The following is a 10,819-nucleotide window of genomic DNA, read 5'->3' on the forward strand; positions in this document are numbered from 1 at the left end:
CAGCTCCTTTAGGATTGTCAAAACTGATTTTATCGAAATTGCCATCTTGCCGTCGGCGGCGGTGAAGATTAGGCGGTCACCACGACAATGTCATCTGAGATGCGGCGCGTGAAGGGCTATCGTCCCGCTCGTGAAGTCGTAACCTGTACGGTATGAGCCTATCATCGCTTTGTATTCTGTACGGCGGATTTCGAAGATTCCCCACGTACTCAATGTAACTTAGGGCTCGGAGCAGTCATGCGGAGCTGCGACGCGTCGCATGACTGGCTTGGCAGAACTGCATGACGCATTCCGCCCTTGGTGTCGATCGAGCGGGCTTCGGCCTTGGTCCTCGCCTGAACGTCCGCTTCGGCGGGTTCCGCAGGGGTGCATTCGCGACCGCGGCGAATGACCGCTCTCCGCCGATGCTGTTGAAAAAGTCTTTGTTGCGCTGCGGCAAGTCTTTCGATTCACTCGACTATGAGGAGATTGGAGGATTTCGTCATGATGGGCAGGCAAGAAGCACCGGCGCAGCTGTTTTACGATTTCGATCTGGAGCGGCACGTCCCGGCCAATCACATGCTGCGCGAGATCGACCTGTTCCTGAATGGTGACACTCTGCGCGAGGCGCTGCGCCCATTCTACAGCCATCTTGGTCGCCCCTCGATCGATCCGGAACTGATCATCCGGATGCTGGTGATCGGGTATGTCATGGGGATCCGTTCGGAGCGCCGGCTCTGTGATGAGGTTCACCTGAACTTGGCCTATCGCTGGTTCTGCCGGTTGGGGTTGGAAGGCAATGTCCCGGATCACTCGACCTTCTCCCGCTATCGCCATGGCAAGTTCAGGGAAAGTGGCTTGCTGCGGCAGGTTTTCGAGGCAACCGTTGAACGCTGCCTGAAGGAGGACCTGGTGTCGGGCGAAGGCTTCGCAGTCGATGCCAGCCTTATCCCGGCGGATGCCAATAAGGTCCGGTCCGTCGCGGCGGAAGACTGGAGCCCCGAGGTCGCGCGGGACGCTGGCAACAGGGCGGCACGGGAATATCTGGAGACACTGGATGACGCCGCTTTTGGTGCGGCCTCTCCTGTGCAACCCAAGTTCGTCGCCAAGTCTGATCCGGCAGCGCAATGGACCCGTGCGGAGGAGAGCCGCCCCTACTTCGCCTATGCCACCAACTACCTGATCGACACCAAGAGCTCGGTGATCATGGATGTCGAGGCGACAAGGGCGATCCGCCAGGCCGAGGTCGGAGCTGCGCGCACGATGCTGGACAGGACCGAAAAACGCTTTGGTGTCAAACCGGATTGGCTGGCCGCCGATACCGCCTACGGCAATGCCGAGAACCTGGGCTGGCTGGTCGAGAAGCGCAGCATCATTCCCTTCATCCCGGTGATCGATAAGTCGGAACGGACCGACGGCACGTTCTCCCGCTCGGACTTCCAGTGGGACGAGAAGAATGATCAGTATATCTGCCCTGAAGGCCATGCCCTCAAACAGTTCAGACGCAACTATTCCGATCCGAACCGGGGTCAGGATACCGGCGGACGAAAGAAATACCGGTGCTTGAAGGCAACCTGCCAAGCCTGCCTATCCAAAGAGATCTGTTGCCCGAAAGCCGATGCGCGATATGTCACGCGCGAGCCCCATGAAGAGGCGCGCGAATTCGCCAGAGAATGCCGCAAGACCAAGGCCTACAAAGTGTCGCGCGACAAACGGAAGAAGGTCGAGATGCTCTTCGCGCACCTCAAGCGCATCCTTGGCCTGACACGGCTGCGGCTCCGTGGGCCAAACGGCGCCAAGGACGAATTCCTGCTTGCCGCCATCGCCCAGAACCTCCGAAAACTCGCGAAGCTCCGCCCGCGAAGCGTCCGACAGGAGGCCGCAGCATGAGCTGAGCGGCCATATTACCGCCTTGAGGCGGGTCGACGGGCGATCGCCCGAACGCAATAGCCTTGCCCGGCGGCGGCGAGCCTCAAAATCGGCGATTTCGACCGACTTTTTCAACAACATCCGCCCTTAGCGTAGGCCTTGGGCGACTTGCCGCATCTTATACAAATGTCTCGGTTCGGCGGAGAGCTGCCGTTCGCGGCAACCTGTACGGACGTCCGTTAGGCGCAAATTTGCTGTCATGGGGCAGACTAACTTCGCGGCGGCGCAGCTTTTCCGCAAACCGGCCAAAAGCGGCACCCTGCAGCATGATCCGGAACACTAACGCGCAGTTCTGCGCAGATAGATTGCACTGGCCCACCTTAAGCACGGCTCAAGGCTCGCTATTTTTTCACAGTCCTGCGTCTTTCCCGAGTGGCACCTCTGGGCAAACCACGCGAAACAGGCCATTCTCGCCCAAATTGCGATAGAGGTACGATGGATATTCTAGATTATTTCAATGAGCTGGTCTCGATTCACGCACGCGGGAATGCCACCGAGCATTCCTACCGCGCCGCCCTGCAAAAGCTTTTCGACGGTATCGACCCTGACATACAGTCGCAAAACGAGCCCAAGCGTCTGACCGATGTCGGTGCGCCCGATTTTTCGTTTCATCGCGGCGATGTGGTGATCGGCCATTGCGAGGCGAAAGACCCCGTGATCGACCTTAAGGCCTATATCGCCAAGGAAGGAAAAGAGCAGTTCAACCGCTACCGCAAGGCGCTGCCCAACCTGATCTACACCAACGGCCTGACCTTCCTGTTCTATCACGACGGCGAGTTGCGCCATGAGGTGATGATCGGCGAGCAGATGATGGGCTGGCAGCCCATCCCCGAAGCCTTCGCGGCGCTGGAACATGCGCTGGCCAATTTCGCCAAGCAGCGACCGCAGACGATCCGCTCGCCTGCCACGCTGGCTAAGCTGATGGCGGGCAAGGCTGTCCTTATCAAGGACATCCTCGGCAAGTCGCTGACAGCCGACATCAAGGCTGAGGAAAGCACCGGTCTGACCGACATCTTGGGCCAATACAAGGCGTTCAAAGAACAGCTCCTGCATGATATCAAGCCCGATGAATTCGCGGATATCTACGCCGAGACCATCGCCTATGGCATGTTTGCCGCGCGCCTACACGACGAAACGCCAAGCGACTTCTCGCGCGAGGAAGCGCTGAATCTGCTGCCGAAGTCAAACCCCTTTCTGCGCGCGCTCTTCGTCTACATTGCAGGCCCAACGCTTGACGACCGCCTTGTCTGGGTGATCGACGATCTGGCTGATATCTTTCAGGCCACCGACATGCGGCGGGTCATGGCGGGCTTTGGCTCGCTCACCAAGCGGCAAGATCCGTTCATCCATTTCTACGAAGACTTCCTGAGAGAATATAACCCTGCCAAGCGCAAATCCCGCGGCGTCTGGTATACGCCCGAACCGGTGGTGAAATTCATCGTCCGCGCCGTGGATGAGGTGCTACAAAACGAATTCGGTCTGCCGCTGGGCCTGGCCGACACCTCGAAAATCACAGTGCAAGACTGGGATACCGGCGAGACGAAAAAAGGTAAGCCCGTCACCATGCGGAAGGAACTTCACCGCGTGCAGATCCTCGACCCAGCCACCGGCACCGGCACCTTTCTGGCCGAGGCAATTGCGCGCATCGCCGAGAAAGTGCAGAATATCGCGCCGGGCAAATGGTCAGGCTATGTCGAGGAAAGCTTGATCCCACGCCTGCACGGGTTCGAACTACTGATGGCGTCCTATGCGATGTGCCACATGAAGCTCGACATGGTGCTGACGGAACTCGGCTACCGGCCGAACAAGGCGCCGCGGCTGGGCGTTTACCTGACCAACTCGCTCGAGGAGGGAGAGCGCGACGTGCGCGACTTGTTCATGGCGCAATGGTTGACCCGAGAGGCGCGCGAAGCGAATACGATCAAGCGCCAGATGCCGATCATGTGCGTGATCGGAAATCCGCCCTATTCGGGCGAAAGCGCCAACAAAGGTCAATGGGCCTCCAACCTGATCGCCCCCTACAAAATGGAGCCAGGCGGCAAGACCAAGCTCAAGGAACGTAATTCGAAATGGATCAATGACGATTATGTCAAGTTCATCCGTTTCGCTGAGCACTTGATCGAAAAGACCGGTGAAGGGGTTGTAGGGTTTGTCACAAATCACGGCTACCTCGATAATCCCACTTTTAGGGGGATGCGCTGGCGCTTGATGCAGACTTTCGACAAGATTTATGTGCTCGACCTGCACGGAAATTCCAATAAGAAAGAAATTTCGCCCAATGGCGATCCGGATCGAAATGTATTCGATATCAAACAAGGCGTCTCTATCATCATTGGCGTAAAGCGAAAATCGAACAATCGTGACAATAGGGAGCTAGCGAAGGTTTGGCACTCGGAGTTATGGGGGACTCGAGAATCAAAGTATTCTCAACTCAACTTGGGAACGCTAAATTTAATTTCTAATGAGCTTCAACCCACCGCCCCTGCTTACGTTCTAAAGCCAGTGAATAAGGAAGTAGAGAATGACTACCTCAAGGGATTTTCTGTTAGAGATCTATTTCCTGTGGGGGGCACTGGTGTTGTCACAAAACGAGATAAGCTGACAATACACGAAAGTGAACAAGGAGTTCGACAGGCGATAGACGACTTCCTAAATCTTCCAGAGTATCAAGTACGCGCGCTATACAAGGTACCGGATGACGTGAGGGACTGGAAGTTCTCATGGGCAAAGCAGGATCTTATCGAAAATAAAAATAGATATGTTGTCGCGCCGATAGCGTATCGACCTTTTGACAACAGATATATCTATTATTCAGGTCGCTCGCGCGGCTTTGTTGGTTGGCCCGTTGATAAAATAATGCAAAATTTCCTCAGTGGAGAGAACGTTGGACTGGCAACGGCTCGGAGCAATAAAAATCCATCTCCCGACCACTTTTATGTCGTCGATAAAATGATGGAAACCAAATGCGCTGAAAGTAGCACTCAATCGGCCCTTTTTCCCCTCTATCTATACCCCACCGAGCAAGACCTCGATCAATCCCGCCGTATCAACCTCGATCCCAAGCTTTGGAAAAAGTTGCGCGCTCTGGCGAAAAACGCCGCGCATGGTGAGCCAGACGAGATGGCCGTCTTCGATTACATCTATGGCGTTCTGCATTGTCCCGCCTACCGCGAAACCTATGCCGAATTTCTGAAAGCCGACTTCCCGCGCATTCCTTGGCCTGCTTCACCCGCCGAGTTCTGGGATATAGCCGCCAAGGGGAGCGAGTTACGCCAGTTGCACTTGATGCAGTCTACCGTCATCGGCCCGACGCCATACCCATATAATGGCGAGGGCAACGACATGATCGAGGCCCCGCGCCTAGACGGCAGCCGCGTCTGGATCAATGCCACACAGGGCTTTGACGCCGTGCCGCCCGCTGCTTGGGATTTCAAGATCGGCGGCTATCAGCCCGCGCAGAAATGGCTAAAGGACCGCAAAGGCCGCGCGCTCCGCTTCGAAGACATCCAGCACTATCAGCGCATCCTGAAGATTCTGTCCGAGACCGACCGGATCATGACCACGATCACGATGACGCTAGAGTCAGGAGGTCACAGGGAAGCTTAAGAGGCATATTCGTTACGTTGCGATTTTATGCCTCCATTGGCTCTGCAAACGACTGTCTTTTCGCAGCCCACGCCGCCTTTCAGGAGAAGGACAATCACGGTGTGTACGGAAAAAGTCCGCTCTCCACCCTTCGTGCTGGCCGTTGAAGTCATGCTGCTGCGAGCACCGAGGGCGGCTTTGGGCTGCGGAGCGGCCATCCGCTACGGCCAGAATGAATGTCCGCTTTGGGCCGATCGCGTCGATAGGGTGGCGCGGCCCTCGTGATGGGGCCGCCGCACCGCCGCATGACCGCTTCGAGCCCGTATCGCACCTACGATTCGACAGCTTCTCGCTGCATGAAGCAGTGGATCTCGGAGCGACTGATCTCTTTAAAGCCATGCCGCCGGTAGAGCGAGCCTACTGGGTTCCAGTACAGGTACTCCAACTTAACAGGTAACTGCAGCCTGTCGGCCACTTCGAGACAGTGCGCGAGAATAGTCGAGCCGACACCCTGGCCTTGATGTTCTGGGAACAGATAGAACTCTCCGAAGCGCACGTGATCCGGCTGCCTCTGAAGCGATAGTGTTCCAAGCCTTTGCTCCGAGCGCCTTATCTCGAAAAATGGCTTCTCGCTATAATGGCGCTCGTGCAGGGCCAGTTGGAATGCTTCATCCCAAGGCCAGCGTTTAATTATGTGCGGCCCCATGGCCGCTCGTTTAGCTTCGAAAGCAAAGGCAATGTCGCCGGGATTGCTGCCAAGCCGCGTGAATTTCATATCAGGGGGGAGGTCAGGCAATTCCATGCCACGAAGCTTTTCAGATCATGGCTGTGTTTGCAATGTCCGCATTGCGGACGTCGAGCAACCGAGTCGTGCTGCACAGTGCCACGAACGGCTGGTTCAGTGAACTACATCACCGCGTAGATCGGCCCGATGCATGTCCGGATAGGGCCGTTTATCTTCGCCTAAGGACGTGCATCAAACGCCTCTACCGCCACGCGCCGCCGCCCATCACAAGCGATCAACTCATCCCCAAGCCGCGTAATGCTCACCGCGTCATCAGCCAGTGTCCCACCTACCGCCAGCAATGACGCCGGCGAGGCACACGGTATGCGGGCCGCAGCGGGCAAGACCACCAGCGGGCGCGGCTTTTCATTGGCCACCACCGCCCCAGTGGTCGCGGATTGACTGCAGGCGGCCAGCAGGAATGCCGGAGCCAGACAGATCGGGATCTGTTTCAAACTCATCGATAAGCCTCCTTCGGGCTATGTCTCGTTCACCCTGCGCGATCGTCAGGGCGCGCTCAGCCTCTGCCAGCGCCGCATTGGCGGCGTTGGCCTTTTGGATCGCCTGGGCGGTGCGCTGGCGCTCTGCGAGCAGCGCCGCCGCCTTCTCCGCATTCGATGCCGCCTGCTTGGCGGAGAGCTGCGCACCGAGCCGCCAGCCCTGAGCGGACCACCCTGCCCCGAAGCTCGCGGCCGTGATCAGCAGGAGAACGGCGCCCGCGATTACAGACCGGACAGGCATAGATCACGCTCCGCCTTGCGCCGGTTGGTCAGGCCGCGCACGACGCGGCCGTCAGCCTTGTTCCACATCAGAAGCGCATCGCAGGCCCCGCGCAGATCGCCCGCCAAGGCTCGGCGCGACATGCTCGAGCGGCAGAAGCCATGTGACCCGATGTTGTATGCTGCGCTGATAAAGGCCGCGCGGGTCCGCTCCGGCAGGCTCGCGGGCAGACAGGGGCGGATCTCGGCCTCGAACTGCGCCACGCGCTTGGCCAGCTGCGTCCGGCACTCGGCCTCGGTCGCCACATCGCCCATCTTCACGCCCTCGGTTTCGCCAAAACAGATCGTCGGTATGCCGATGATGTCGCGATAGGCGCGCAGCTCCTTGCCCTCCCAGGGCGCGATCGTGGTAATGGCGAGCGCGATGGCGGCCGCCACACCGGCAACGCCCGCCGCATGGCGCTTGCGCAGCGCCCCGCTCTCGTCTCGGGCGAGATCCTCGGACCAGATGCCGGATTGCTGGACCAGCCGCGCGATGGTGGCCGCGATCGAGATGAGGCCCGCCAGTGCGGCAAACGCCCCGGACGGCATGCCGAGAAGATCGGCATCGAGGAGCGAGACCACGACCTCGAGGCCGGAGAGCACTGCCGTCAGCAGGATCAGGCGGATCGACCAGGCGCGCAGCAGCACCTCGCGCCAGTCGGGCAAGAGTTTGAACATTCCATTTCTCCATGAAAAAGCCCCGCCGGATGGGCGGGGCGTGGTGGGGGGATCGAAGGCAGGGCTCAGAGGAGGCGTCCGGCCTCGGAGCGGTTCGAGATGATCAGTTCGCGCGCCTCGGTCGCGCCTTTGGCCGAGACGCTGTATTTGAGCGCCACCTCCTCGAACTCGAAGCCCGCGAAGGTCTCGCGGATCTCGGGCGTGTCATTGATCGACAGCACGAAGCTGCCCTTGATCTGGCCGAGCTGCTCGGCCATGCGGGCGAACTGGGCGCGATCGAAGATGTTCTTGCCGTAGTCATTCTCGCCGCCGTAATAGGGCGGATCGAGATAGAACAGGCTCCCCGCGCTGTCATAGCGGCGCACCAGTTCCGACCAGTCGAGACACTCGAAGACCACGCCCTCGAGGCGCTCATGCGCATCCTCCAGAAGCGGCCCGATCCGCGAGAGCGAGAACCGCGCCCGATCGGTCGCAACGCCAAACACCCCGCCCAACTGGCCGCCAAAGGCCAGCCGCTGCAGGTAGAGGAAACGCGCCGCCCGTTCGAGATCGGTCAGGGTCTCGGGCGGTTGTGTCCGGAGCCGCTCGAACTCGCGGCGCGAGACGATCTGGAACTTCATCACCTCCATCAGCTGGGGGTAATGGCGCTGCAGGATCCGGAAGAGATTGACGATCTCGCCATTGATATCGTTGGCCACCTCGAGCTTGGGTTTAAAACGCCGGCGCAGGAACACCCCGCCCATGCCCACGAAGGGCTCGATATAGGCGTGATGGTCGATCGCCTCGATCTTCTGCACGAGACGCGCGGACAAATGTTTCTTGCCGCCCAGCCACGGTGCAACGGGTTGGGCGCTTTTGACTTGATTATACATATGATTCTGCTTGATACGGCGCCCGCCCTCTCGGGGGTCAGGCGACCAGTCTTGCAGTAGCTTGGGTCGGTGCGGCTCGTTAGCGCGGCTCGCACGGTCGGGGTGTTACAGCACCCCGGCCCCTGAAAGGGGCAAACAAAACGCCCCACACGGTGGCGGGGCGTCATGAATTTTGCATGGGAGCCGCGGGTGCTCTGCGCTCACGGCCAAATTATTAGGCAGCGACTCTGCGTCAGGCAGCGCAGCCGGTATTTCGGGTTTGTCGGGTTTTTGATCATCAACTAGTGTTGATCTGCGGCGTCATGAGTTGCCGTTTCTACAGGCTCAAAGGCGCGGGTAGCTGCCACGAACCCGCGCCTTTCCCGTATGTATCCCATGCGATCAATGGCTTCACCCGACAGCGCGCAGTGGGCGCCGTTCCGGTAGTGCGCCAGCCTGCGGACCGAGCCGCCAGCCCCTCGCCCGCATGCCGCAAAGTCAGCACATGTTGTAATTGATTTTAAACAGAACTCGCATAGGCTCCAAGCTGTAACCAGTTCCGGGCGCGGGTTCCGAACCACCATTCCTCCGCGCCCGTTTCCCCCTTCCCTCTCCCTCCGTTTTTCTGCGCTCCACGATGGCCGCGAAGTGGGCTGTGGTCTGCATCCCTCATTGCATCATGAAGAGACCCGTTCGATGGCGGGCCAGAAAATCGGATCTTGTCAAAGCATCGCGGCGTTCTAACTCGTATGATGCTCCGTACATTGCGTCGGATCATTCGCGAGGAGCAACTGAGGCGCGGCCCTGGGCAGGGTGCCGCGCCTTTTTCATTACCATATGACGCGACGAGAAAGCTCTTCATGACGAAGCGTTATGGTTTCGACAAGCAATGCTTTTTGTTAGACTCGCATCGCCCATCGATGCCTCACATCATGGCAGGGAGGCGCGGGCGGTATTTTGCGCCATGGCCTCCCTTTACCGCCCTCCCATTCCCCCTCCACAAACAGGTTCACCTGCACGGTCTATTCGCTTGGAATCGTCTTATCCGCCAGACAGGCAATTTCCCGGAATTCAGAAGCCCGAGCATGATGGCTAGGACGGCGTAAGAAATGCATCCCTCATATCCGTGGCCCCACCACTGTCAGCATCACCTCTATGCGCAGAAATCTGTTCTTGTCAGGAATCTCTCCTTGTCAGGGCAAGGCTGTGCCCTAGTTCGTATGATGCTCCGGAGCTTGTTACACCATTCCATAGAGAGCACTAAGGCGCGGCTTGGGCGAACGGCCGCGCCTTTTTCATCCCTTCTTCAGCAGACGATAGGCCACGGGCTTGGTCTTTTCGGGAATGAGCTTCCCATCGCAGTCATATTGCAGCTGCAGCTGGACCGTGATGCGCCCGGGATAGAGCGCCGCTGGCGGAACCAACTCGATCCTGACGCGCGAAAGATCCGTGCCGATCTGCTGGATCGGAGCCGAGGACGCCCGCATGCCCGGCAGATCTACATTCGTCACATCCCGGAACAGCGGCACCCACTGCACCAGCTGGCAGTCCTCGCCCAGTTCGGTTCGCTGCACGAAGAGGTGCAGCACCACATTCTGTCCTTGCTGTACCGGCTCCTCGATATAGGCCATGCCGAAGGGCTCACGGATCACCCGATCCGCCCCTGTGGCCGAAGCCACAGCCTTGGTCAGACTGTCGAGCTTTGCCTCCCACCCGTTCACCCGATCGGGGAGCGTCCAGAACCGTAGCACACCTTCCTTCACGGGAGTGAATATCCATACGGCCACAACGGCCAGCGCGCCGATCAGCCAGCGCACGGCGAACTTCAACAGCTCGTCGCCGAAGAACTTCCCGGCTTTTCGCGCCTGTGTCTTATCCATGTATCGCCTCATAAAAAATCCCGCCTCTCAGGCGGGTCATCCTGCATCTTCTGTGCTGGTCTCTTCTGGCTCCGGATCGGGCGGCGCCGGCAGCGGCACCGGCCCGCTGGTCACGGTGACCGGCTCGGGGAAGCGCTGCGCCTCGGAGGCATTGTCGCCGATCGGCAGGAGCAGCGTGACGGTCCAACCGCTTGCCGCATCCCGCGTGGCGCTCTGGATGTAGCCAGCAAGGCCCGTGTCTTCGTTATATACCAGCGCGGTCAGGTCGTAGTCGGTGCCGTTGACGGCTAGCGTGTCGCCCTCCACGGACAGCATGTGGAGTTCGTAATCGGTGCCCGGACGGCGGACGATGGGTGAGAAGATGATATTCAA

At 59.0% G+C, this 10,819-nt stretch carries 8 protein-coding genes; 2 read left to right on the top strand and 6 right to left on the bottom strand.

Annotated elements, in window-relative coordinates; translation table 11 throughout:
- The first annotated feature begins 483 nt into the window (after positions 1–483).
- The gene (locus tag ABEB22_RS15125) at positions 484–1,869 is read left to right on the top strand and encodes an IS1182 family transposase (protein ID WP_349294757.1); all 1,386 of its coding nucleotides are present in this window, start codon (positions 484–486) and stop codon (positions 1,867–1,869) included.
- Positions 1,870–2,343: 474 nt separating this feature from the next.
- The gene (locus ABEB22_RS15130; protein ID WP_349295772.1) at positions 2,344–5,514 is read left to right on the top strand and encodes a type ISP restriction/modification enzyme; all 3,171 of its coding nucleotides are present in this window, start codon (positions 2,344–2,346) and stop codon (positions 5,512–5,514) included.
- A 310-nt stretch (positions 5,515–5,824) separates the two neighbouring features.
- Here the strand turns inward: ABEB22_RS15130 and ABEB22_RS15135 are convergent, their stop codons facing one another.
- The 6 genes from ABEB22_RS15135 to ABEB22_RS15160 all read right to left on the bottom strand — a co-directional run bounded on the left by ABEB22_RS15135 (position 5,825) and on the right by ABEB22_RS15160 (position 10,819).
- Entirely contained in the window at positions 5,825–6,295 is a 471-nt protein-coding gene (locus ABEB22_RS15135) for a GNAT family N-acetyltransferase (protein ID WP_339115667.1), read from the bottom strand.
- Positions 6,296–6,643: 348 nt separating this feature from the next.
- Positions 6,644–7,018, bottom strand: a complete 375-nt coding sequence (locus ABEB22_RS15140) for a hypothetical protein (protein ID WP_349295773.1) — start codon at positions 7,016–7,018, stop codon at positions 6,644–6,646.
- On the bottom strand, positions 7,000–7,716 hold the full coding sequence (locus tag ABEB22_RS15145; protein WP_349295774.1) for a lysozyme: 717 nt from the start codon (positions 7,714–7,716) through the stop codon (positions 7,000–7,002). The genes ABEB22_RS15140 and ABEB22_RS15145 overlap by 19 nt, the downstream gene beginning before the upstream one ends.
- 65 nt (positions 7,717–7,781) lie before the next feature.
- Positions 7,782–8,588 carry a DNA adenine methylase gene (locus ABEB22_RS15150; RefSeq protein WP_339112859.1) on the bottom strand — a complete coding sequence of 269 codons (807 nt, stop codon included), beginning with the start codon at positions 8,586–8,588 and terminating at the stop codon, positions 7,782–7,784.
- 1,274 nt (positions 8,589–9,862) lie between these two features.
- Positions 9,863–10,447: a hypothetical protein gene (locus tag ABEB22_RS15155; RefSeq protein ID WP_349295775.1), complete on the bottom strand. Its 585-nt coding sequence runs from the start codon at positions 10,445–10,447 to the stop codon at positions 9,863–9,865.
- A gap of 36 nt (positions 10,448–10,483) precedes the next feature.
- The gene (locus tag ABEB22_RS15160; RefSeq protein WP_349295776.1) at positions 10,484–10,819 is read right to left on the bottom strand and encodes a hypothetical protein; all 336 of its coding nucleotides are present in this window, start codon (positions 10,817–10,819) and stop codon (positions 10,484–10,486) included.

This window comes from Thioclava sp. 'Guangxiensis' (genome assembly GCF_045348365.1).
In the GTDB taxonomy this organism is placed as follows: Bacteria; Pseudomonadota; Alphaproteobacteria; order Rhodobacterales; family Rhodobacteraceae; genus Thioclava; species Thioclava kandeliae.

Excerpts from the sequence above, each read along its gene's own strand:
- ABEB22_RS15130 (WP_349295772.1), top strand. The coding sequence starts at position 2,344 with ATGGATATTCTAGATTATTTCAATGAGCTGGTCTCGATTCACGCACGC.
- ABEB22_RS15140 (WP_349295773.1), bottom strand. The coding sequence starts at position 7,018 with ATGCCTGTCCGGTCTGTAATCGCGGGCGCCGTTCTCCTGCTGATCACG.
- ABEB22_RS15145 (WP_349295774.1), bottom strand. The coding sequence starts at position 7,716 with ATGTTCAAACTCTTGCCCGACTGGCGCGAGGTGCTGCTGCGCGCCTGG.
- ABEB22_RS15155 (WP_349295775.1), bottom strand. The coding sequence starts at position 10,447 with ATGGATAAGACACAGGCGCGAAAAGCCGGGAAGTTCTTCGGCGACGAG.
- ABEB22_RS15135 (WP_339115667.1), bottom strand. The coding sequence starts at position 6,295 with ATGGAATTGCCTGACCTCCCCCCTGATATGAAATTCACGCGGCTTGGC.
- ABEB22_RS15125 (WP_349294757.1), top strand. The coding sequence starts at position 484 with ATGATGGGCAGGCAAGAAGCACCGGCGCAGCTGTTTTACGATTTCGAT.
- ABEB22_RS15150 (WP_339112859.1), bottom strand. The coding sequence starts at position 8,588 with ATGTATAATCAAGTCAAAAGCGCCCAACCCGTTGCACCGTGGCTGGGC.